The organism is Sedimentimonas flavescens (assembly GCF_025154035.1).
Taxonomy (GTDB): domain Bacteria; phylum Pseudomonadota; class Alphaproteobacteria; order Rhodobacterales; family Rhodobacteraceae; genus Rhodobacter; species Rhodobacter flavescens.
This window is the reverse complement of record NZ_JAOALJ010000004.1, coordinates 106,120-128,128: the sequence shown is the minus strand read 5'-3', so window position 1 is coordinate 128,128 and position 22,009 is coordinate 106,120. Positions and strand designations below refer to the sequence as shown.

At 65.4% G+C, this 22,009-nt stretch carries 23 protein-coding genes; 6 read left to right on the top strand and 17 right to left on the bottom strand.

Annotated features, from left to right (window positions below; all coding sequences use genetic code 11):
* Positions 1 to 3: 3 nt before the first annotated feature.
* Positions 4 to 1,974: an acetate--CoA ligase gene (gene acs, locus N3C64_RS09005; RefSeq protein WP_218630983.1), complete on the bottom strand. Its 1,971-nt coding sequence runs from the start codon at positions 1,972 to 1,974 to the stop codon at positions 4 to 6.
* A gap of 651 nt (positions 1,975 to 2,625) precedes the next feature.
* On the opposite strand from acs, the gene N3C64_RS09000 reads away from it, so the two are divergent.
* Positions 2,626 to 3,120, top strand: a complete 495-nt coding sequence (locus N3C64_RS09000; RefSeq protein WP_260014018.1) for a HugZ family pyridoxamine 5'-phosphate oxidase — start codon at positions 2,626 to 2,628, stop codon at positions 3,118 to 3,120.
* Between the two features lie 49 nt (positions 3,121 to 3,169).
* Here the strand turns inward: N3C64_RS09000 and N3C64_RS08995 are convergent, their stop codons facing one another.
* Entirely contained in the window at positions 3,170 to 5,458 is a 2,289-nt protein-coding gene (locus N3C64_RS08995; protein WP_260014017.1) for a glycosyl hydrolase family 28-related protein, read from the bottom strand.
* A gap of 218 nt (positions 5,459 to 5,676) precedes the next feature.
* On the opposite strand from N3C64_RS08995, the gene N3C64_RS08990 reads away from it, so the two are divergent.
* Complete coding sequence (locus tag N3C64_RS08990; protein WP_260014016.1) at positions 5,677 to 6,528, top strand: CHAD domain-containing protein; 852 nt, start codon at positions 5,677 to 5,679, stop codon at positions 6,526 to 6,528.
* Here N3C64_RS08990 and N3C64_RS08985 read toward each other — a convergent pair whose 3' ends face one another.
* The gene (locus N3C64_RS08985) at positions 6,529 to 8,136 is read right to left on the bottom strand and encodes a lysine--tRNA ligase (RefSeq protein ID WP_260014015.1); all 1,608 of its coding nucleotides are present in this window, start codon (positions 8,134 to 8,136) and stop codon (positions 6,529 to 6,531) included.
* Positions 8,137 to 8,242: 106 nt separating this feature from the next.
* Here N3C64_RS08985 and N3C64_RS08980 point away from each other — a divergent pair, with 106 nt between their 5' ends.
* Positions 8,243 to 8,665 (top strand): tellurite resistance TerB family protein, encoded by a 423-nt coding sequence (locus tag N3C64_RS08980; protein ID WP_218630978.1) that lies wholly within the window; start codon positions 8,243 to 8,245, stop codon positions 8,663 to 8,665.
* A gap of 3 nt (positions 8,666 to 8,668) precedes the next feature.
* Here the strand turns inward: N3C64_RS08980 and dacB are convergent, their stop codons facing one another.
* The 7 genes from dacB to N3C64_RS08945 form a co-directional block, all read right to left on the bottom strand.
* Complete coding sequence (gene dacB, locus N3C64_RS08975; protein ID WP_260014014.1) at positions 8,669 to 10,078, bottom strand: D-alanyl-D-alanine carboxypeptidase/D-alanyl-D-alanine endopeptidase; 1,410 nt, start codon at positions 10,076 to 10,078, stop codon at positions 8,669 to 8,671.
* 55 nt (positions 10,079 to 10,133) lie between these two features.
* Positions 10,134 to 10,742, bottom strand: coding sequence for a nicotinate-nucleotide adenylyltransferase (locus tag N3C64_RS08970; RefSeq protein WP_218630976.1), 609 nt, complete (start codon positions 10,740 to 10,742; stop codon positions 10,134 to 10,136).
* Between the two features lie 60 nt (positions 10,743 to 10,802).
* Positions 10,803 to 11,855, bottom strand: a complete 1,053-nt coding sequence (locus N3C64_RS08965; protein WP_260014013.1) for a GGDEF domain-containing protein — start codon at positions 11,853 to 11,855, stop codon at positions 10,803 to 10,805.
* 3 nt (positions 11,856 to 11,858) lie between these two features.
* Complete coding sequence (locus N3C64_RS08960) at positions 11,859 to 12,437, bottom strand: heme NO-binding domain-containing protein (RefSeq protein WP_260014012.1); 579 nt, start codon at positions 12,435 to 12,437, stop codon at positions 11,859 to 11,861.
* Positions 12,438 to 12,494: 57 nt separating this feature from the next.
* A complete protein-coding gene (locus tag N3C64_RS08955) occupies positions 12,495 to 14,237 on the bottom strand; it encodes a DUF4153 domain-containing protein (RefSeq protein ID WP_260014011.1) in 1,743 nt (580 codons plus the stop codon).
* 64 nt (positions 14,238 to 14,301) lie between these two features.
* Positions 14,302 to 15,000 (bottom strand): HAD family hydrolase, encoded by a 699-nt coding sequence (locus N3C64_RS08950; protein WP_218630972.1) that lies wholly within the window; start codon positions 14,998 to 15,000, stop codon positions 14,302 to 14,304.
* 9 nt (positions 15,001 to 15,009) lie between these two features.
* Entirely contained in the window at positions 15,010 to 15,288 is a 279-nt protein-coding gene (locus N3C64_RS08945) for a DUF3572 domain-containing protein (RefSeq protein ID WP_218630971.1), read from the bottom strand.
* 95 nt (positions 15,289 to 15,383) lie between these two features.
* Between N3C64_RS08945 and N3C64_RS08940 the strand changes: the two genes are divergently transcribed.
* Complete coding sequence (locus N3C64_RS08940; RefSeq protein ID WP_260014009.1) at positions 15,384 to 16,775, top strand: diguanylate cyclase domain-containing protein; 1,392 nt, start codon at positions 15,384 to 15,386, stop codon at positions 16,773 to 16,775.
* Positions 16,776 to 16,778: 3 nt separating this feature from the next.
* Here N3C64_RS08940 and N3C64_RS08935 read toward each other — a convergent pair whose 3' ends face one another.
* The 4 genes from N3C64_RS08935 to N3C64_RS08920 form a co-directional block, all read right to left on the bottom strand.
* Positions 16,779 to 17,279 (bottom strand): periplasmic heavy metal sensor, encoded by a 501-nt coding sequence (locus N3C64_RS08935; protein ID WP_218630969.1) that lies wholly within the window; start codon positions 17,277 to 17,279, stop codon positions 16,779 to 16,781.
* A gap of 10 nt (positions 17,280 to 17,289) precedes the next feature.
* Positions 17,290 to 17,658 carry a dihydroorotate dehydrogenase gene (locus tag N3C64_RS08930; RefSeq protein WP_260014008.1) on the bottom strand — a complete coding sequence of 123 codons (369 nt, stop codon included), beginning with the start codon at positions 17,656 to 17,658 and terminating at the stop codon, positions 17,290 to 17,292.
* The gene (locus N3C64_RS08925) at positions 17,651 to 18,235 is read right to left on the bottom strand and encodes an RNA polymerase sigma factor (RefSeq protein WP_260014007.1); all 585 of its coding nucleotides are present in this window, start codon (positions 18,233 to 18,235) and stop codon (positions 17,651 to 17,653) included. Before N3C64_RS08925 ends, N3C64_RS08930 begins: the two co-directional genes overlap by 8 nt.
* An 82-nt stretch (positions 18,236 to 18,317) precedes the next feature.
* Positions 18,318 to 19,016: an EF-hand domain-containing protein gene (locus N3C64_RS08920; protein ID WP_260014006.1), complete on the bottom strand. Its 699-nt coding sequence runs from the start codon at positions 19,014 to 19,016 to the stop codon at positions 18,318 to 18,320.
* A gap of 178 nt (positions 19,017 to 19,194) precedes the next feature.
* Between N3C64_RS08920 and N3C64_RS08915 the strand changes: the two genes are divergently transcribed.
* Together N3C64_RS08915 and N3C64_RS08910 are read left to right on the top strand one after the other, a co-directional pair.
* The gene (locus tag N3C64_RS08915; protein ID WP_218630966.1) at positions 19,195 to 19,599 is read left to right on the top strand and encodes a DUF983 domain-containing protein; all 405 of its coding nucleotides are present in this window, start codon (positions 19,195 to 19,197) and stop codon (positions 19,597 to 19,599) included.
* Positions 19,592 to 20,308, top strand: coding sequence for an NUDIX hydrolase (locus N3C64_RS08910; RefSeq protein WP_218630965.1), 717 nt, complete (start codon positions 19,592 to 19,594; stop codon positions 20,306 to 20,308). Before N3C64_RS08915 ends, N3C64_RS08910 begins: the two co-directional genes overlap by 8 nt.
* Here N3C64_RS08910 and N3C64_RS08905 read toward each other — a convergent pair.
* Genes N3C64_RS08905 through N3C64_RS08895 form a run of 3 tightly spaced genes read right to left on the bottom strand, consistent with a single transcriptional unit; the run spans position 20,305 to position 22,009 of the window.
* Positions 20,305 to 21,201, bottom strand: a complete 897-nt coding sequence (locus N3C64_RS08905) for an EamA family transporter (protein ID WP_260014005.1) — start codon at positions 21,199 to 21,201, stop codon at positions 20,305 to 20,307. The two genes, N3C64_RS08910 and N3C64_RS08905, sit on opposite strands and share 4 nt — an antisense overlap.
* Complete coding sequence (locus N3C64_RS08900) at positions 21,198 to 21,695, bottom strand: lipocalin/fatty acid-binding family protein (RefSeq protein ID WP_260014003.1); 498 nt, start codon at positions 21,693 to 21,695, stop codon at positions 21,198 to 21,200. Before N3C64_RS08900 ends, N3C64_RS08905 begins: the two co-directional genes overlap by 4 nt.
* Positions 21,683 to 22,009, bottom strand: coding sequence for a hypothetical protein (locus N3C64_RS08895; protein WP_218630962.1), 327 nt, complete (start codon positions 22,007 to 22,009; stop codon positions 21,683 to 21,685). The genes N3C64_RS08900 and N3C64_RS08895 overlap by 13 nt, the downstream gene beginning before the upstream one ends.

Here is a 22,009-nt window from a genome sequence, read left to right as displayed (position 1 = left end):
GTTTCAGCCCTTGTTGCCACGGTTGGCGATCAGATCGTCAACCACCGAAGGATCGGCCAGCGTCGAGGTGTCACCGAGCGAGCCAAAGTCGTTCTCGGCGATCTTGCGCAGGATGCGGCGCATGATCTTGCCCGAACGGGTCTTGGGCAGGCCGGGAGCCCACTGGATGATATCGGGCTTGGCGATCGGGCCGATCTCGGTGCGGACCCACTTCTCAAGCTCCTTGCGCAGCTCGTCCGTCGGCTCGATGTCGTTCATCAGCGTGACATAGGCGTAGATGCCCTGGCCCTTGAGGTCGTGCGGGTAGCCCACAACGGCGGCCTCGGCCACGGTCGGGTGCGCAACCAGCGCGGATTCAACTTCGGCCGTGCCCATCCGGTGGCCCGAGACGTTGATGACGTCATCGACGCGGCCGGTGATCCAGTAGTAGCCGTCCTTGTCGCGGCGGCAGCCGTCACCGGTGAAGTAGTAACCGCGATACTGCGCAAAATAGGCTTCCTGGAAGCGCTCGTGATCGCCCCAGAGGGTGCGCATCTGACCCGGCCAGCTGTCCGAGATGCACAGCACGCCCTCGGCCTCGGTCTCGCCCTGACGCACGGCGGTCGCCGCGTCCAGGATCACCGGCTTGACGCCGAAGAACGGGTTGGTGGCCGAGCCGGGCTTGGTGGGCGTCGCGCCCGGAAGCGGCGTCAGCATGTGGCCGCCAGTCTCGGTCTGCCAGAAGGTGTCGACGATCGGGCATTTGCCCTTGCCGACGTATTTGTCGTACCACACCCAGGCTTCGGGGTTGATCGGCTCACCCACCGAACCCAGCACGCGCAGGCTCGAGAGGTCGTACTTCTCAACCCATTCCGGCCCCTGCCCCATCAGCGAGCGGATCGCCGTCGGCGCGGTGTAGAACTGGTTGACCTTGTGCTTCTCGCAGACCTCCCAGAAGCGGCCCGCGTCCGGATAGGTCGGCACGCCCTCGAACATGATCGTCGTGGCGCCATTGGCCAGCGGACCATAGACGATGTAGCTGTGGCCGGTCACCCAACCCACGTCCGCGGTGCACCAGAAGACATCGCCGTCATGGTAGTCGAAGGTGTATTGATGCGTCATCGAGGCATAGACCAGATAGCCGCCGGTCGTGTGCACGACCCCCTTCGGCTTGCCGGTCGAACCCGAGGTATAGAGGATGAACAGCGGATCTTCGGCGTTCATCGGGCGCGGCGGGCAGTCGGGCGAGACGTGATCCATCAGGTAGAGCAGGTCGACGTCGCGGCCCTGCACCCAGGAGATCTGGTCGCCAGTGCGCTTCACGACAAGGCAACGCACCTTGTCCGAGCAATGCAGCAGCGCGGCGTCGGTGTTGGCCTTGAGCGGGGTCTTGCGGCCACCGCGCGGAGCGAAGTCGGCGGTGATCACCAGTTTCGCGCCCGAGTCGTTGATGCGGTTCGCCAGAGCGTCCGGCGAGAAGCCCGCGAAGACGATCGAGTGGATCGCGCCGATACGGGCACAGGCCAGCATCGCATAGGCCGCTTCCGGGATCATCGGCAGGTAGATGACAACGCGGTCGCCGCGCATGATGCCCTGCGACAGCAGGACGTTCGCCATCCGGTTCACCTTCTCGGACAGCTCCTTGTAGGTGATGTGCTGGGCAGGCTCAGCCGGATCATCGGGTTCGAAGATGATCGCAGTCTGCAGCGCGCGATCCTTCAGGTGGCGGTCGATGCAGTTCACCGAGGCGTTCAGAACGCCGTCCTCAAACCATTTGATCGAAACCTTGCCATAGGTGAAGTCCGTGTTCTTCACCTTGGTGTAGGGCGTCATCCAGTCCAGACGCTTGCCTTCACGGCCCCAGAACGCGTCCGGGTTTTCAACAGACTCACGGTACATCTCCAGATACTTCTGCGTGTTCGCGTGAGCATTCTCAAATCCAGCCGGAACTTCACGCACGTCGGGCGCTGCGTTTGCCTGCTCCTGAGCCGCCATGGCCAATCCTCCCTAGAAAAACCAGCGGCACAAGGCCGCAACCCGCCCCCGAACAAGTCAGAGACATCCTACCCCAACGGCACTTTAAACCAATTGTCAGGTTTCATGTAACCCCCTAATAGAAATTGAATTTTCTGTAAATTTCTTCACAACAAAAAAGATAATTATGTTAATGTTACTGGAATGTCCGAAAATTTGACATTTTCTTTCATACCCTTGCCAGTTCACGGCTGCGTGAGATTTTTCATTTCCGTGGCCGACCAGCCCGACCCCCGAACTTCTGCGATATCAATGCATTTTGCCACAACTCCGATGCCGCAGTGCAGCACGCAGGGCTGATTCGTGCCCGCGTTGCGCAGCCGAATCTCTGATCGCGGGAAATGCGGGGGGCTACCAACGGGCTGCCGCCCCACTGAGCCGGCAGCATCCGGATGCCTTCGCAAGGAACAGGGCGGGTGCCAGGGGCGCAGCCCTAGCCGCTGGATCGCTTTGAGGACGCCAGTGCTAGCGCGTCTCGGGCGCGATCTGCGTTTGCGACTTTCCTGCAATGGTTCGCGACTCATTCGCGTATCAAGCACCGCTTGTCCGGCGGTGCGCGCATTGCTACGCATGGCACCCAGAGACCCCGCAGATCCTTGCAGGAGGCCCCGGATGGTACCGCCCCAATCCCCGATCCGCACCACCGACGACGACGCGCGCCAACTTGCGCATGATCTGATTTCCGCAGCGCGGCATGGATCGCTCGCCGTTATCGACCCCGAGACGGGCTTTCCCTCGGTCAGCCGCATCGCCTTGGGCCCGGGCCCCGAAGGCGGGCTTTGGGCCCTGCTATCGGGCCTCTCGGCGCACAGCCGGGCATTGCGGCACGACGCACGGGCGGGCCTTTTGCTGGGTGAGCCGGGCGCCAAGGGCGATCCGCTGACCCATCCGCGGCTAAGCCTTCAGGCCGAGGCGCACGCCCTGCCCCCGGATGACCCGCGCGGCGCCCTGGCGCGCGACAGATGGCTTGCCGATCATCCCAAGGCCAAGCTCTACATCAATCTGCCGGACTTCTTCTTCGTCGAGTTTCGGCTCTTGTCGGGCCTTCTTAACGGCGGCTTCGCGCGGGCCTATCGGTTGAGCGCCGAGGATCTGGCGCAAAAATGAAAGGGCGCCCAAACGGGCGCCCTTCTTGCCGGTCGATCGCGGGACCGGATCAGTTCGGATTATCGCAACGGATCTTGACCTGGACGCGCCCCTTGGCGGCCTCGGCCCAGTTCAGCGTGACATCCTGCTTGGCGGCGCCCTGCTCGACCACCACATAGGGCATCGACGAAACGCGCGAGCCGGAGTTATTGGTGATCATCCCCTCGGCCAGAACGCTTTCCACATTCCGCGCCCACCCGCCAAACGGAAGATAGGCGCCGGGCGTGACGGTCCACACCGTCTGGGCTGTCGCCTGATCGACCTGCAGAAAGACCGGGTTGCAGACGAACTGCCCGACGCCGTTGAACGTATTCGCCTCGATCTGGATATTGCGAAAGCGCGAGCGATCGAGGTCGGCATAGGTCGTGTCCACCTTCTCGAAGCGATCGACCTCGCCGTTGATGGCGCGGAACACGTTGCACGAGATGTTCAGCCCGTGAATGAAATGCCCCGAACCATAGGGCTTGATCGAGAACCAGGTGAACCAGGGCGCTGCGTCGAGGCTGACAAGGGTGTTGCCGGTGACGGTCAGGCCGCCAAAGGAATACTCGTTGCCGAAATTCGGGGTTGGATCGTATTCGTTCGTCCACTCGATCACCGAGTTGTCGATGTAGTTCCCCGTCACCGCCGACTGCACATTGGTCTGGGTGAACACGAGGCCCGCGATGCGGGCGCCGTTCGTTTCCTCATCGCCCTGGAACCAGTGATTGCCGACAATCAGGTGCCCCGTCCCGTGCAGGATCATCGTCGTCCCGAAGCGCACGAAGCGCGAATCCCGGATCTTGGTGTCGTTGGCATTGACGTTGAACGCGACCGAGACGCGCTGCGTCGCCGGAACCTGGCTTTCGTTCGACAGGAACTGGCAGCGGTCGATCAGCATGTCCTGACAGCCGGTGCCGATCGAGGTGATCCCCTTGTCCTTCGGCGCGTTGATGTAGCAGTCGCGCACATGGAACATCTGCCCCGAGGGCGGCAGCATGATCGCGCTGGCCTCGCCGTTGCACAGGATTTCGACATCGTCGATGTTGAACCGGTCGAGCTTCGCAAGCCCCGAGAAATCGAGCACGTATTTGTGGCGCGTGAAGGTCAGCGTGCGCGTCCCCGCCCCGCCAAACAGCGGGTGCGACAGCGTCAGCGAGCCCGCACCCACATTGACCGCGCGCACATAGACCTCGCGCCCGACGCCCGTGCCCGACACGCGCGCACCGACCGGGATATTGGCTATGTTGGCGACGCCGGTCAGCGTCTCGGGGGCGCTGATGGAATAGGTCGCCTGCGAGGTCACAACCGTATCGGCCCAGACCGCGCCGTCGATCACGTTCAGCTGGCCGTTGCGCAGGACACGACGGTTCGAGAAGCTGCTCAGATCCGGCGCAAGGGCCTTGATGTCGATCGGTTCGGTCACCTCGACCCGGCGACCTTTCAGGTCGAGAGAATTGTGATCGGTATAGGCAAACAGCGCCTGAAGCGCCTTCTTCAGGCCGGCAAGCTCACCCCCGAAGGCCTCGGCATAGGTTGGGAAGTCGAAGCTCGACATCAGCGAAAGCCGCGCAGCGGTGGGCATGACCAGTGTGCCGACAAAGCGGATCGGCGCATTGATCGACAGCGTCGAGCCGATCAGGTAGCTGCCCTTGGGAACCACGATCATACGCCCGTTGGCGGCATTGTCGGCCGCGATGAAGGCGGCGCGGTCATCGGTCACGCCATCGCCCCGCGCGCCGTAGTCGCGCACATCGACCCAATCCATCATATCGCGCAGGAAAACCTCGGTCACATCCTCGATCACGATGTCATCAATGCGCACGACGCCGCCGTTTGCGCCGGTCAGGTCGATCCCGAAGTGACCGTAGCTGGGCTGGGTGCCCCAGGGCATGTCCACGCCCACGCGCTGCCCTGTGCCGACGATGGCGGACACGCTCACCACCTGCCCATAGCTTTCCAGCGCGATCTCGGCCGAGCGCTCGACCAGCCCCGCGACGTGGCCCGAAGCATTCATCGCGTAGGCGGCGATCCGCACGATGGGCAGGTTGCCGCTGATCGCCTTGACGCGCGCCGTGATCCGCAGATAGGCGCCAGGCAGGATCGGCGTCTGGCCCATGTAGCGCAGCTTTTGGGTGGACTGGGTCTTGGTCAGCTCCAGACAGGCGCCAAAATCCTGATCGGCCGGAACGATCGCCGCATTCGCCGCGCCCTGATAGGTTGCCGATCCGGCCGTTCCGTCTGCGCTCGACCACACATCAAGCCCCAACTCGAAAGCCGGCGGCATTAGCGCCAGACCCTCCGTAACCGCAATGTTCATTCGAGGTTCCTCTTGGTTCAGTCCCACCCGAGCGCCACCGGCATGAAGCGGCGCGATGGCGGTTCGTCATGGAAATGCACGGGGCGCCCGCCGCACCGGCCGCGCCAGAACTAGCCGCCAGGGTTAAAAATGTGCTGAGGGCAGCGAACGCTCGCCGTGTCACGAAACCGACGCAGCGGCTTGCTACCAAATGGGCAAGCCTCCAGACTGACCGCACCATGCCTTACCGCCTACAAGCCGACGACACCGACACCACCGCGATGCTGCGCCGCATCGCAACCGAAGAGCTATCCTTCGCGGTAGAACTCGCACGCAAGCCCGAAGGCGCCGCGCACATTCACGAGTTGCGCAAGGCAACCAAGAAGACGCGTGGGCTCTTGCGTCTTGTCGCGCCGCGCTTCGAGAGCTTTGCCAAAGAAAACGCCGCCCTGCGCGATGCCGCCGCCGGGATCGCACAACTGCGCGACGCCGAGGTCATGCGCGAGACCCTGCAAGGTATCGCGCAGGGCTCCGCCGAGGCGGAACTGATGCACGAACGGTTGTCGGATGTCACCGCAACGGCCCTCCAGCACGAAGCCCTTGAGACCTTCGCGCAAAACATCGCCACCATCCGCGACCGCGCCGCACATTGGAGCGTGATCGGCAAGGGTTGGAAGGCGCTCGCCCCCGGCCTGAGCAAGAGCTACGCACGAGCGCAAGCCCGGATGGCGCGCGCGCAGCACGATCCGACCGATGAGGCCCTGCACGCCTGGCGGTCGCGAACAAAGCACCATTGGTATCATACCCGCCTGCTGGAGCCGATCTGGCCCGAGAAGATGCAGGGCCACGCTCAGATCGTCGACACCTTGGGCGAGTTGCTTGGCCAGCACCACGACCTCGCCGTGCTGGCCGAAGCCGCGCCCACCCATCTACCGCATGACGCGGCGAGAGCCCTACGCCACCATCTCCGGCAGATCCAGAAAACGCAGGAAGCCGAGGCATTCCGCCTCGGCTCCCGTCTTTTTGCCGAACCGCCCGAGGCCCTAGCGGACCGGTGGGGGCGCTGGTTCAAACTCTGGCGCGCCGGGTGATCAGGCCGCCAGTTCGCCCGCAAGACCGCGATTGATCAGCGCGATGGTCTCTTTCACGCCGTAAAGCGCGATGAACCCGCCGAAACGCGGCCCCTGCGACGCGCCCAGAAGCACCTCGTAAAGCGCCTGGAACCACTCGCGCAGGTTCTCGAACCCATGCTCCTTGCCAACCGCGAAGACCATGGTCTGCAACGCTTCCGAGGGATCCGCATCGGCAAAGGTCAGGTGCAGATCCTGGTCGGGCAGTGCTTCGAGGCGGGCCGCCAGATCCTCCATCGCAGCGCGCTCCTGATCGCTCGGCAGGCGGAACTGACGCTCGGGCGCGACGAAATCGTGGAAGTAGCGCACCGCGAACCCGGCCGCCTGATCGAGGTCGGGATGCGTCTCGGGCGTGGCTTCGGGCGCATAGCGCTTGATGAAGCCCCACAGCCCCTCCTTATCCGTCGCACCGGCCACCGAGGCGAGGTTGAGCAGCATCGCGAACGGCACCACCATCTTCGACTCGGGCGGGTTGCCGCCGTGGATATGCCACACCGGGTTGTTCACTTGCTGGTCGATAGGCTGATCCGGGTAGGCGCGCAGCTGCTGGTGATACTCGTCCACCATCTTCGGGATCACATCCCACCACAGGCGCTTGGCGGTCTTGGGCTTGAGATACATGAAGTAGCTCAGGCTCTCGGTCGAGGCATAGGTCAGCCACTCGTCGATCGACAGACCGTTGCCCTTGGATTTCGAGATCTTCTCACCATTGGCATCAAGGAACAGCTCATAGGTGAAATGCTCGGGCGCGCGGCCACCTAGCACGCGGCAGATCCCGTCATAGATCGGCGTGTTGGTCGAGTGGTCCTTGCCATACATCTCGAAATCGACGTCGAGCGCGGCCCAACGCGCGCCGAAATCGGGCTTCCATTGCAGTTTCACATTGCCGCCGGTGATCGGCAGCGTCCACTCGCGCCCCTCTTCGTCGTCGAAGGTCACCGTGCCGGCCTTGGCATCGACATTCTTCATCGGCACGTAAAGCACCCGCCCGGTTTCCGGGTGGATCGGCAGGAAACACGAATAGGTCTGCTGACGCTCTTCGCGCAGCGACTTGAGCATGATCGCCATGATCTCATCGTATTTCTCGGCGGCCTTGAGAAGGATCGCGTCGAACTTGCCCGACTTGTAATACTCGGTCGCGCTGGCGAATTCATACTCGAACCCGAAGGTATCAAGGAAACGGCGCAGCATCGCGTTGTTGTGGTGGCCGAAGCTCTCGAACTCTTCGAACGGGTCCGGCACCTCGGTCAGCGGCTTCTGGATATTGGCCTTCAGCAGATCCTGGTTCGGCACGTTCTCCGGCACTTTGCGCATCCCGTCCATATCGTCCGAGAAGCACAGCAGGCGCGTGGGGATGTCCGAGATCGTCTCGAAGGCGCGGCGGATCATCGTGGTGCGTGCCACCTCGCCGAAGGTGCCGATATGCGGCAGACCCGACGGGCCATAGCCCGTCTCAAAGAGCACGTAGCCCTTCTCCGGGTCTTTCTTTTCGTAACGCTTGAGAACCCGGCGGGCTTCCTCGAAGGGCCAGGCTTTGGATTTCATCGCTGCGTCACGAAGGCTCGTCATTTCACACCTCACCGGGCGCCCCATGCGCCCATTCGCGACCCACCTATTGAACGGGGGCGCAATCGTCAATAATTTGCCCACAGAACCAGTGAAAGGATGCCCCCCCGTGACCGACACCCTGCCCTCGCTTTCCCCGCAAGACGCGCTTGTCGCCGTCATGGTCGCGGTCTCGGCCTCGGATGAGAACATCCGGACATCGGAACTGGTCGCGATCGAGCGGATGGTGAACCACATGCCGATCTTCGCCACCTATGACATCGACCGCATCCGTCCCGTCGCGCAGACCGTCTATTCGCTCTTTGAAGAGGAAGAGGGGCTTGAGGCGCTCTTTGGCCTCGTGCGCGCGGCCCTGCCTCAGAAGCTATATGAAACCGCCTATGCGCTGGCCTGCGACGTGGCCGCGGCCGATGGCGTGCTGCATCAGCCCGAGCTGCGGATGCTTGAGGAGATTCGCGGCGAGATGGCGATCGACCGCCTCCACGCGGTTGCCATCGAGTGGGGCGCCAAGGTGCGCCACGTCAAGCTCTGAGGCTTAAAGCGCGGACCAGCGCTCCAGCAGGCGGCTTTGCAGGATTTTCGAGCGGCGGATCCACTCGCGTGAGCCTGCCGGCGTTTCCTGGCCCACCGTGCGGCGGCGCTGATTCATGTCCGCCGTCATGATCGCGAAGACAAGTTGCCGCCCGTTGCGCCCGGTCATGTAGCCGGCCAGCGACGAGGCGAAGTTCAGCGTGCCGGTCTTGGCCTCGATCTGGAGCGTCTGGTTCTGCATCTTGCGCCCCGCGTCGTCGCGCAGATCGAACCCCTTCATCAGGTCGCGCAGCCCCATGCCGGGGCCAAGCTGCGCAAGCGCACGCACCATCTCCTGCGCGGAAATGCGCGACTCGGCGCCCAACCCCGAGTGATCGGCGAACCGCGCCCCCGACCCGCCCATGCGTGCCGCAAGCCATTGCCCCATCGACGCGCCCGATTGGCCGCGCCCCGCAGGCGCTCCGCGCGCGGTGCTCGTCGTCATGCCCACCGCCTCGGCGGTCACGTTGGTCGAGTATTTCATCATGCCACGCAAGATGACGCCGAGCGGTTCCGAGCGGTGCTCGACCAGAACCGTGCCGCCCGGCATATCCCGCACGGATCTCGGTGCAGGCAGCGCCAGCCCCTGCGCACGCGCCAGCGTCTGGAACACGTCGCCCGCATAGGCATCGGGGTTGCGCACCGGCAGCCAGCGGCTGCCATGCTTGTTCAACCCGCTCGCGGCGACCGTCCAATGCTCCTTCCCGCCCGAATTGGCATAGGTGAACAGCGGCGACTTGCGGTTCGCCAAGGCGACCTCGGCGGTGAAGGCCTTGGGCTGGAACCGTTCGCCCCGCGCATCCATGCCGATCTGCCAGCCCTTCCCTGCACGGCGCCACTCGAAATGTACGCGGTTGAAGTTGAGGATCAGACCCGAGATCGCCGGGTTGTAGCCGACATGGATCGGCTGATCGCCGGCGATCTCGGGCGCGTAGGGCAAGGCCCCGCCCCAGACGAGGAAGCGCCCACTGACCCCGCGCAGCCCGGACGCTGCCAGTTGCGCGGCCATATCGCCCAGATCGTCGGTCGTCAGCGTCGGATCGCCGCCACCCGCCAGCACCAGATCGCCCTGAAGCACACCGCCCGAGACCGGGCCGGTCGCGATCAGCCGGGTGGCGAACCGATACCCGCCCCCCAAGGTCTCCAGCGCGTAAAGCGAGGTGATCGCCTTGACGGTGGACGCCGGGGGCATGGCCTTCTCTGCGTTGCGCGCGCCAAGTATCTTGCCGCTGGCCAGTTCGGCTACGACATAGCTGACATCCCCGCTCAGGCCCGCGATCGGGCCATCCGCCCCACCAGCCGCCCAAGAGACACGCGGGATGGCGCAGGCAAGCGCCCCCGCCCCGAAGATCATCTGACGTCGTGAAAGCTGCATCGCCTACTCCGCACCGAAGCCCTTGCCGCAGCCTAGCGCGCAAGCTTGCGCGGCTTCAAGCCGTGCCGCGCCAGTCACCTCGCGCCCGGATCGCCGAGGACGACAGATCGGACATCGGCATATCGACGAAGCACCAGGCGGGAGGCTGCGCCAGCGGCAGGCGGTGGGATTGCTCGGCTGGGAGGCGATGCGCGTCAAAGATCCGCGCCGCGCGGGCGCATTTTCCGGCCAGGCGCGATCCAGGCCGGGCCAGAACCCCAACGGGGACCATCCGCATGATCTCCTGCCAATTGTCCCAGCGATCGAATTGCACCAGGTTATCAGCCCCCATCAGCCAGACAAACTGCACGCCGCGATAAAGCGGCAACAGGCGCGAGAGCGTTTCGGCGGTGTAGCGTGTGCCCAGCCGGGTCTCGAGATCGGTGATATCGACGCGCGGGTCGGGAATGATCCGGCGCGCCTGCGCGATGCGCAGCGCCATTGGCGCCGGACCGCGCGCCTTGAGCGGGTTGCCCGGGCTGAGCATCCACCACACCCGGTCCAGCCCGAAATGCCGGATCGCCTGATGGGTGATATGCGCGTGTCCCTCGTGGGCAGGATCGAACGATCCACCCAGAATGCCGATCCGCATCCCCGGCGCCGCAATGGGAAAGCCCTGCTTCATGCGCAAGCCCTACCCGATCCGCCTCGGGACTGGAAAGAAAAATGTAACGCACCGATGACGTTAGGCGCGCATCCCTTCGGCATCCGCCTGTGGCGCGGCCAGCGAGCAGCGCCCCTTGCCCAGCCGCTTTGACAGATAGAGCGCGGCATCCGCATCGGCCAGCATCGCCTCGGCGGTCGGCTCATCGTAATCGGGCGAGAGCGCGACACCGATCGAGGCCGAGATCCGGCAGGTCTGCTCGCCATAGGTGAACGGCTCTTCCAGCCGTGCGATGATCCGCGCACCAAGTGACTGGAGACGTTCGGGATCGGTCGCGCCGCGTAGCAGCAGCACGAACTCGTCGCCGCCGACACGCGCGACCAGATCACTCCGGCGGGTCTCTTCCTCAAGCACCCGCGCGACGTTGCGCAACAGCTGATCGCCCGCGGCATGCCCAAGCGTGTCATTGACCGACTTGAAGTAATCCAGATCCACATGGGCCAACGCGAAGCTCTGCCCGCCGCGCCCGAGGCCGCGGATCAGCCGTTCCAGCGCCAGATCGAAAGCCCTGCGGTTCGCGACCCCGGTCAGTGGGTCGGTCTGCGCCTCGCTCAGCGCGGAGCGGCGGGCGTCCTCCAGCCGCACGGTCAGGGCGCGCAACTCGTTCAACACGGTCGCCTTGGCCTCTTGCAGGTAGAGCAGTTCCATCGCCATGTCCGACGGTGCGAAATCGGTTTCCGTCAGGCCGAACTCGCGCACGGCTTCGGCAAGATGAATCCCGAAGCTGAGGTTCAAGAGCAGCCCGTCCGCCGCCCCAAGCCCAACATCGGCGACCGAGCCGCGCAGGGTGATCTCGGGGCGCGCGCGCAGCGACAGGCTGATCCGGCGACGGCCATCGAGCGCCGAGGCCACGCCGGACCGACCCGCCCGCGCGCAACGCAACCGGAAATGCTGCTCGAAGCGCGATCCAAGTATGCGACCCGGCCCCAGGATCTTGCCAAGCGCCGGGCCGAGGGCGCTGATCCGTCCTTGCGGGTCAAGCCAGAGAAACATCGGCATCAGCTGCCCCAAGGCATCCGGGCCAAGCCCCCGTGCAAGACGCACCCAGTTCTGGCAGGCACAGGGCGCGCTCATCGGCTACTCCCGACAGGGCGCCAGATCGAACCGCCGCCCCTCGTTGAAAGCCGCCTCCAACAAAACCACCTGCACGGCCTCCCTGCCCTCGGCGGCCTCCGCCTCTTCGATCATTGCCAAGGCGCCATAATCATCGGCCATGGCTCGCAAAAGGCCCGTCATAACCGCCCCCCAGCCCGGTATCGTCCCGTCCACATCCAGAATGAACTGCCCCCCACGCAGCGTTCGCAGGGCCAGTTCAGGCAACTCTAGGTCGGGCAACGTCATCTGACCACGACCCTGCAATTCATCGAGCGATTGCAGGAATTCCCAGTAATCCTCTCCGCCAAAGCGCAGCAGCCGCCTGATCGGCTCGAGCGAGGCGAGATAAGCGCCGATATCCTCCAGCAACACACCGCGCGGCTTGTCGAGCGCCTCGACCGAAGCTTGCAGCAGATCCTCGGTCAGTTGATCGTCATAGCGCAGCATCGCCTCGAACCCCTCGGAATCGAAACCGACACGTTCGGCGACCTGCAACCATAGCCTCTGGCCGTAATTGGCGCGCAGAAACGCCTGAATCGATTTGTTGATCAAGCCATGCATGATGCCTCCGTCCCAGAGGCACGTTAGGACAGGCCCGTTAACAATTCCCCAAGGCGCTCAGGGCGAAACGGTGAACTTCGCACCGCCGATCTCAAGCGCCATGATACCCGAGGGAACCAGCGCAGGGGCCTGCCCTGAGAGCGTGTCGATCAGCACATCCGCAGGCAACGACCCGGCCCCGACCAGAGGCACCGCCGCTGTGGTCAGCCACCGCCCTCCCTCGGCGCGATAGGCTTGGGTCTCAAGCGCACCATCCGGCCGGGCGCGGAAGAAAATGGCCTCTTCGCCCGGCAACTCGGGCCGGAAGTCGGCCAGAACGAGAACACAACGCCCATTCCCCGCCGCGGTCTTTGTCGCACAATCCGCCGCGGAGCCCGGCGCGTTCATACGCACAAGCTCGATCCAGAGCGCCTCGGGCACCTCACCGCCCGCAGCCACGGTGGTCACTGCACCGCGAAGGCCGTCGACCTGAAGATCAAGATCGGTTTCGTCGGGCCCCGGCAGATCATACCGGCTCTCGGCGCTGGCCAACTTCTCCAGCCGTTTCGCAAGATCGCCCTGCGCGGGGTCCTGCGCCGTTCGCTGCAACTCGGCCAGTGCAAGCGCGCCGGGGTTGCCCCATTCGCTCTTAAACTCCCACAGCGGCAGTTCGGCGGGCGTCAGTTCACCTGCCGCGAACCGCGCCATCTGCGAGCGGGACGAGATCTTCTCGGGGTTGATCATTGGAGAAAGCCACAACACCCCAAGCGCGATGAGGGCCAGCGCCATCACAATATTGGCGCGGCGGATCCAGGCCATCCAGCCACGTCCCGCCAGCACGCTCAGCGCGTAGAGGCCCGCATAGCCCAGAACGACCGCCGCCACCGTGGCCGCCATCACCCGGTCGGGCGTCCAGCCGTGGTCCTGCACGCGCAGGGCGATACCCCACCCCGCAAGCGCCGCAAGCGCCGGCAACACCAGCGCTAGCCCGCGCCCGGCCCAGGCCAGAAGCGGGCCATGCACGGCCTCGATATCGTCCTGATCAACCGCGATGGAAACGAGAGAAATCGACGCCCAGGCCATGCCCAGCAAAACGCCGCTTGGCGAGATGCCGCCAAACAGATGCGTCAGCCCGCGCACCGGAAGCGCCGCCAGAAAGATCACCACCAGCCCCAGCACCACCGGCGTCAACAGGCGCAGCAAGCGCAGCAGAAGGTAGGGTGAGACCATGTCGGACATCTCGGCCACCACCGATAGCCCCAGGCCAAGGGCCGCGCCGCAAACAAGCGAGACCACAATATCTTCGCGCAGAATCTCGGTGAGGAAGGTGATCCCCACAAGCTCCAGCAACTCGCCCCCCAGCATCAGGACCATCCAGACGATCCCGACGAAAAGCCAGGCCGCACCGTATCGCACGACGATATTCCAGCTTTCTATGAACAGGATGCGGTAGTCGGACCAGCCCTTGCCGCCGGGCAAGCCGGCCGCGATCAGGAACGGCACCGGCAAGGCCGCGACGGTCGCGACGGCGACGAGTGCATGACCCGCCGACAGCATCTGGCCGGCCGTAGCAAACCCTAGGCTTTCCCAAAGCGCCAAGAGCGAAACGACCACACCCAGCCCCGCCGCACCAATCACCGAGCGCCGTAGACCAAGCTCGCTCAGCATCCCAAGGGCACCGCCGAAGAACGTCACCGAGAAGACGCCGAGCGCGAGCAGCAGGCGCCCGGCCGCAATCTCTTCGTCGATCTGCTGAAGCAGCCAGAACGCCAGGCCGCCCGCGATACCCAACAGAAGATACTGCACTCTTGCCCCGATCATGGCCCGCCTCCTTGCGATCTCGCTTCACGCTAGCCGGTGGGCATGTGCTTGGCCAGAGGCGCTGTCAGCCCCGACGCCCTACCCATGCGGCAAGTGCCGAAATGTCGGGCAGGACGACATCGGCCAGCGGTGCAAGCGTCGCTTCGTCGGCAGGGCCGCTCAGCACGCCCACCGCAACCATGCCCGCCGCCCGAGCGGCATGAAGATCATGCGGGCTGTCACCCACCATCGCGATCGTCGCGGGCTCCAGCCCGACCCTTTGCGCGAAGGCCAGCAGCGGCCCCGCCGCGGGCTTCTCGCCATAGCCGCTGTCATAGCCCACAATCATGTCGAAAAGCTGCGCGACCCCGGCCGCATCAAGATGTGCGCGGGCGGCGGCCTCGGAATCGTTCGTGCAGACGCCCAGACGCAGACCCTGCGCTTGCAACTCGCCCAGACAGGGAGCGAGGGGAACCGCCGCCACCTGCGGCGCCGTCTGCGCGGCCGCGTCCAGCTCGGCCACCAGTTCATCCAGCGCGCGGCCCGGAAGATGTGCCAGCAGATACCCCGCGACTTCGGCCGGGGTGCCCGCGATGACGGGCGACCCCGAGGCGAAACGCATTTGCGCGGGCAGAAACCCGATCGCGTCCGCCATCCGCGCGGCTAGCCCGGCATCGCCGCGGCTCAGCCGCTCAATCACCCCATGCGCCCAAACCGCCCAGGTAGCGTTGAAATCAAAGAGCGTTCCATCCTTGTCAAACAGGATCCCGGCTATCCGCGTCATCTCATCCCCTCAGGTCCAGTGCCTCTGATCGCCACCGCCAAGCACCGCACGCGCGCCTTGCAGCACCTCGGGGGGCACGCCCAGATCACCGGCACAGGTAATCACCCAGGCATCGCTTTGCATGAGGAAATCGAGCATCGCGCATAAAAAACCGGGGTCAGAGGCCATCGCGCGCACATCGCTTGCCGCAGCCCCAGAAGCGGCAAGAAAGGCGTCGAAGATCTCATCCTGACCGGCCAGCCAGCCAAGTGCGCGAATGGCCAGAACCTGCGCCGATTCATGCTGCATTTCCCCTGCCCCCTTACGGCGTGAAAGAGTTTGTTAACCTTATCGACGCATAGCTACAGGAGGTATCGTTTCAGGGTAAGGGAGTTCGGATCGCCATGGCAGGAAAAATCCTGATCGTGGATGATGTTGCGACGAACCGGATCATGCTGAAGGTCAAGCTTTCGGCAGCCCGGTACGATACCGTTCAGGCCTGGACCGGGGCGGAGGTTCTGCGCCAGATCGCGCAGGAGGCACCGGATCTGCTGCTGCTGGACATGCACCTTCCCGATATCGATGGCATTGCCCTTTGCCGCCAGATCAAGGCGCATCCGTCAACAGCCACCCTTCCCGTGATCGTGCTCAGCGCGACGCTCGCGCCCGAGGACAGGCTTGCGGCCTTGCGCGCGGGTGCTGACGATTTCATGGCCAAGCCCGTGGACGAAAGCATCCTGATGGCGCGACTGCGCAGCCTGCTGCGCGCCCGCGAAACCGAGCAGGACCTGCGCGTCGGAGAGGCCGCCTATCGAGACTGGGGCCTTGCTGAACCCTCGTCACATTTCACGCCTGCCGCACGGGTCGCTGTCATTGCGCCGGATCGCGACACGGCATCGCGTTGGACCGATGCGCTTGCACGGGATCTACCGAACGACCGGGTCGAAAGCCTGAGCGCCAGCGATGCGCTCGGGCAGACGGCGACGCATGCACCGGATGCCTATGTGATCGCGACCGACCGCACCCAGCCCGGCGACGGGCTGCGCCTGATGTCCGAACTGCGCTCGCGCGCGCAGTCGCGCAATTCGGTCATCTGCATCGCACCGGCGCGCAGCGATAGCGATACGGTTGTCATGGCGCTGGACATGGGCGCTGACGACGTGCTTCCCATCGACGTCACACAACCCTCCCAGACGCAGGAAGCCGCGCTGCGCCTTTCGATGCAGCTGGAGCGGAAGCGGACGCGAGACCGCAAGCGGAGCTTTGTCGCCGACGGGCTCAGACTCGCGATGACCGATCCCCTGACAGGGCTTCACAACCGCCGCTACGCCCTGCAAAGACTGGGCAGTCTCGCCGATCAGGCCAAGGCCAGCGGGCAAGGTTTCGCGCTCATGGCGCTCGACCTAGACCGGTTCAAGGCGGTCAATGACACCTTCGGCCATGCCGCAGGCGACACCGTCCTGACCGATGTCGCACTGCGCCTGCGCAACTGCCTGCGAGAACAGGACCTGCTGGCCCGTTTCGGCGGGGAGGAATTCCTGATCGCGCTGCCCGAGACCTCTTTGCCACAAGCCGAAGCCATCGCTTCGGCGATCTGCCGCGCGATCGAGGCCTCACCCTTCGCATTGCCGGCCGATGCCGGGAATGTCGCGGTCACGATTTCCGTGGGTGTAACGACCAGTGACGGCACCGACCCGGTCTCGGCGGTTTTGGACGCGGCAGATCAGGCGCTCATGCGCTCCAAGCGCGAGGGCCGCAACCGGGTGACCACCGCCTCATGCGACAACGCCGCCTGAGGATCAGCGATCCCGCGGCGGCATGCGACCATGATCGAAGCCTTGGCGCAGACGTTCGGCAAAAGCGCGCCGCTCTGCGGGCTGCATCTGTTCGAGCCGCTCGATCATCAGCCGCTCGCCGATGCCGATCCGACCAAGCGTGCGCTCGCGGTAGCGGCCGATCATCGCCGCGACGGCGCCCTGATCCCAGGGCTCGGCCTCCAACGCACCAATAAGGGCGTCGAGATCTTCGCGGGCCTCGCGCCGCATGGCACGGAAGCTCAGCCCCTCCGCGTCAGCTGCACGGCGCATCGCCTCGCGGTCGTCACGCGAGAAGGCGCCGGTGAAGGGCCCCAGATTGACCTCTTCGATCTCGGGACGCGACGGATGACGGTCATGCCCCAGAATGCCGCCCACCACGACCCCTGCAACCAGCAGGTTCAGCGTCAGCGACACGCCCAGCAACACGCGCACCCAGGTCGGCGTGCCGCTTGCCGGTTTGGCAGTGCTATTTTCCTGCGTCATCGCTCCCCCGTCATTCCGCGGCCAGGGCCAGAAGGTCCCCGTCCGGCAAGAGATTAACCGTCCCGAGCGTCTCCGCCGAGGCAAAATAGGCCCCCGAGATGGTGTCGATCCGGTCCACACCGACAAACCCGATCCAGGCTCCGGCAAGCGTTGCTGTCACCATACCGCCCAAGGCAGGCCAGCCGCCGACAAGATCGGCAAAGCGCGCGAACAGCCCCGCACGCGGTGGCGCCTTCGGCACGGCGGCGAACCCGGCCTGAACCGCCTCGGCATCCGCCAGAACACGCGCAAGAAACACGCCCGAGGGCTCGGGCAGATCGCTGCGGGCGGCGGCAAAGAAATCGTCGAGCGCCAACCCTTTCGCCTTTTCGTCAGTCATGACCATACCCCAATTCTTCCCGTCGCCCCTCCAGTAGGGCTGCCAAGGCGCGCTTTCCACGCGCCGTCAAACTTTCTACGGCCTCGACCCCGATTTCCATCGCTGCGGCGATCTCGGGGTTCGTGAGGCCCTCCAGATGGCGCAAGATCACCGCCTGCCTTTGCCGCGCGGGCAGCTGATCAAGCGCCAGTTGCAGCGCGGCGGCACGATCCGCGTCGATCATCCGCTCAACCGCCGAGGCTGCCCCGTCGGCCACCTCGGGCGCGTCATCAAGCCCCACGCCGCGGCGGCGACGCAGCCGATCGGTCGCCAGGTTGGTCACCACGCGGTAGAGCCAGGTCGAAACCTTTGCCTCCCCCTGACGCCACTCGGGCGCGATCTTCCAGAGCCGCAGCATGGCCTCCTGCGCAAGATCCTCTGCCTCGGCCCGATCGCCGAGCATCCGCATCGCGACACGAAAGGCCAGCGGCCCCATGCGCAGCGTCAGCGAACGCGCAGCCGCAGGGTCTCCATTGCCATAGAGAACCAGCAAGGCCTCGTCCGAGGCGTCGGAAAGCGCGTCGAATGCCATGTCCATACTCGTCCCCGACTAGCCCGAATCCCGGACAAAGGCAATTTGGACAACCGGCCCGAGGCGCTGACCCCAGGCCGGGCCGTGCTTAGTTCCCTTGCGGGTTCATCATCCAGCGCTGGCCCATCATGCCGTCCTGCTGGCCGCCATGGCGCATGCCCCCCATGTGACCGCCCATGTGCTTGCCGTCATGACTATGGCCGCCGCGCTCTGCCATGCGGCCCTGCTTCCGCGCCTTGGCCGCAGCGAGTTCGTCCTTGTCCAGCGCACCGTCACCATTGGCATCAAGACGCTGGAACATCATCGCCGGCATATCGGGCATCGCTAGTTCAGCCGCCGACAGCATCCCGTCGCCATCAATATCCTGAGCCGCGATGCGCGCCTTCACACGCTCTTCCACGCGCTGCTGCATCCGGCGCATATCGGCGGCAACCAGTTCCTCGGCGCTCAGCTTGCCGTCGCCATTGGCATCCAGCGCAACCGCGTCGGCCGCGCGCTTGGCGGCGATTTCTTCCTTGGTGACAGTGCCGTCGCCGTCGGTATCAAAGCGGTCGAACATCATGCCCATCGGGCCATCGCCCATGTCTGCGCCGCCCATCTGCCCCATCATTCCGGCGCCGCCCATCGGGCCAGCGCCCATGCCGCCCGCCATCGGGCCGGTGCCATCTTGCATCTGCGCCCGCATCGGGGGCTGACCATTCATCTGCTGCGCCACAGCCGGCACCGCGGCAAGGGCCGTCCCGGCCAGCAAAACCCCGACAAGAGCCTGTTTGATGCTGCGTTTCATCGTCTTTCTCCTGTTTCCTGCGGCGCGGTCTGCGCTGCTCCCATCAGTCCAAACGCCGCTCTTTCGGGTTTCCGTCGCAACGCGCGCAGGCTCACACAGGCGTGAACGCATTGCCCGCAGCGCTTAGGCTTTGCTTCTGCCCCACATTCGGTCGATAAAGGCGCAAAGGGAGAAGTCGATGATCGCAGCCAGCCATGACACCGAGGACGACCGCCCCGTCGGCGCCGCCATCCGCCGCGGCCTGATGTGCCGCTGCCCCGCCTGCGGCAGGGGCAATCTGCTGGAAAGCTATCTCAAGGTGCGCACGTCCTGCCCCGATTGCGGCGAAGTGCTGGAGCATCACCGCGCGGACGACGGCCCGGCCTATCTGACGATCCTGATCGTGGGCCATCTGATGGCGCCGCTGATGCTGTGGTTCTTCGTTGCCTTCCGCCCCACCCCGCTGACCATGATCGCGATCTTCCTGACCGGCACGGTCGCGCTGTCGCTGGCGCTTTTGCCGCGCATGAAGGGGGCGATCGTCGCGATCCAATGGTCGCGCCGGATGCATGGGTTCGGCGCCGGAGATGTTGTGCATGACTGAGACGGCCCTGGCAGCACCCTCCGCCGACAAGACGGCCATCCGCCACGCGGCGACTGTTCTGGTCGTGCGCCGCGACGGCCCCGGTGCCCCGCGCGTTCTGATGGGGATGCGGGGCGCAGGCGCGGCCTTCATGCCCTCGAAATACGTCTTCCCCGGCGGCGCGCTGGATCAGGGCGATGCGGAGATCCCCTTTGGCAGCCCGCTGAACGCCACCTGCGCGCGACGCCTCGATGTCGAGGCCCCCGCCCGGATCGGCCACGCCCTTGCCGCCGCCGCCGTGCGCGAGCTGTGGGAAGAAACCGGGCAAATTCTGGGCACACGTGGCGAATGGCCCATCGCACCGCCCGCCGACTGGACGGGCTTTGCCGCGCAGGGCATGACGCCCTCGGCCGCGCCGCTGCATTTCGTGTTCCGCGCGATCACGCCTCCGGGCCGGCCGCGCCGCTTTGACGCCCGCTTCTTCCTGATCGACGCGGCGGATCTTTCCACCGACCCCGAGGATTTCTCGCGCGCCTGCGACGAGCTTTCACACCTGCACTGGGTGCCGATGGCCGAGGCCCGCGCGCTGAACCTGCCCTTCATCACCGAGGTTGTTCTGGCCGAGGTTCAGGCGGTTCTGGCCGAGTCGGGCGCGCAGATCGCGCCACCCGCGAGCGTGCCGTTCTTCGACAACTCGGGCGCGCGCTCGGTGTTCCGTCGGATCGACTAGACCGACTGCGCCAGCACGATCGCGATCAGCGAGGCCACGACAAGGGCGATCCCGGCCCCCTCGCGGGGGCTCAGCCGCTCGTGGAAGACCAGCACGGATACGATCAGGGTGAAGACGATCTCGACCTGACCAAGGGCGCGCACATAGGCCGCGTTCATCAGCGCAAAGGCCGTGAACCAACCCGCCGAGCCTGCAACCCCCGTCACGCCTACCCAGATCGTGCGCCGCCAGGCCCGGATCACGCGCCCAAGCTCTCCCGGCTCGGCCAAACGCAGGTAAAGCGCCATGCCAAGGCTTTGCGCGAAGGTCACGCAGGCCAGCGTCACGATGGCGCGGGTAAAGAAGGCGGCGGGCATCAGTTCAAGCGTCGCACCGCGATAGCCGATGGACGAAAGCCCGAAGAGGCCCCCTGCGAGCACTCCATAAACCACCGCGCGCGCCGAAAAGGCCGTGCCGCGCGGGGTGCGCGACAGCAAGAGCACACCCACCAGCCCAAGCGCGATCCCGAACCAACCAAGGGGCGTCACGGCCTCGCCCAGCACAAGCACCGAGAAGGCGGCGACCTGAACCGTCTCGGTCTTGGTGAAGGCCACGCCCACCGCGAAATTGCGCAGCTTGAACAGCGCAACGGTCAGGAAGGTCGCGGCGACCTGCGCGGCCCCTCCGGCCAGTGCGAACGCCCAGAAGCGCGGCCCAGGCACAGGCACCTCTGCCCCCGTCATGGCAAGGGTGAGCACCGCCGCCAACGCAGCAATCGGCGCCCCGAAAAGAAAGCGCGAGAAGGTCGCGCCACCGGTCGAAAGGCCGGTTCCGGTCAGGCGCTTTTGCAACATGAAACGCAGGGTCTGCACGGCGGCGGCGGCCAGCGTCACCCAGACCCAGAGCAGCGTCACCGCCCGATCCGCCGCAGATCGTAGCCGTTGAAGGCCAGAACCTCTTGCGCCGCGGCCATCAGATCGGCGCGCGGGGGAAGTTCACGCGTGACAATCATACCGAACTGCCCCTCCGGCGTGCCCAGAACCGCGATGCGATAATCCTGATCGACCCAGAGCACCCAGACCGGGGCACGCCCGAACCCCGCATCCGGAGCAAAGCGCGCGCCGGGGCCGGTGATGACCGCACGGCCTGTCAGATGCGCCGGGCGCATGCCCGCACAGTCGATGCCGCTGAGCACATAGGCGCCGCGCCCATCGAGCGCCCAGTCCTGCGCGGCGCCCGCGCAGCCCGGAACACCGCTTGCGGCGACATGCCAGCGCCCGGCAAAACGCGCCGGATCGAAGACCACCGCAGACGAGATCATCGCCTCGCGGTTACGCAGACCCTGCTCGGGCGGCGGCGCGGCGCAGGCAGCCAGCAGGCACAAAAGCGCCGGGATCAGTCGACGCATTCGGTCACCCGCAGCCCACCGCTCGTGATCACCTCGTTGCAGCCGACCAGCGGCTTGACCGGTGCGCAGGTCATCGAGCGCGCAAGGCAGGCGCTTTCGCAATCGCGCGCGGTGCGGCAGCTTTGGCCGCCATCGCGGGTGCGGTTCAGGCAAAACCGCGCGCTGCCGTCAGATTTCCACTCGCCGCCGCGCTTTTCGCAGGCGGCCTGCTCCAGCTGCATCAGCGACTCGCCCACGGGTTCCAGCTTGCCGTCATCGGGCTTGCAGCCGACCAGCAACACCGCAGCGGCTAGGGACAGGGTAAGCGCGCGCAT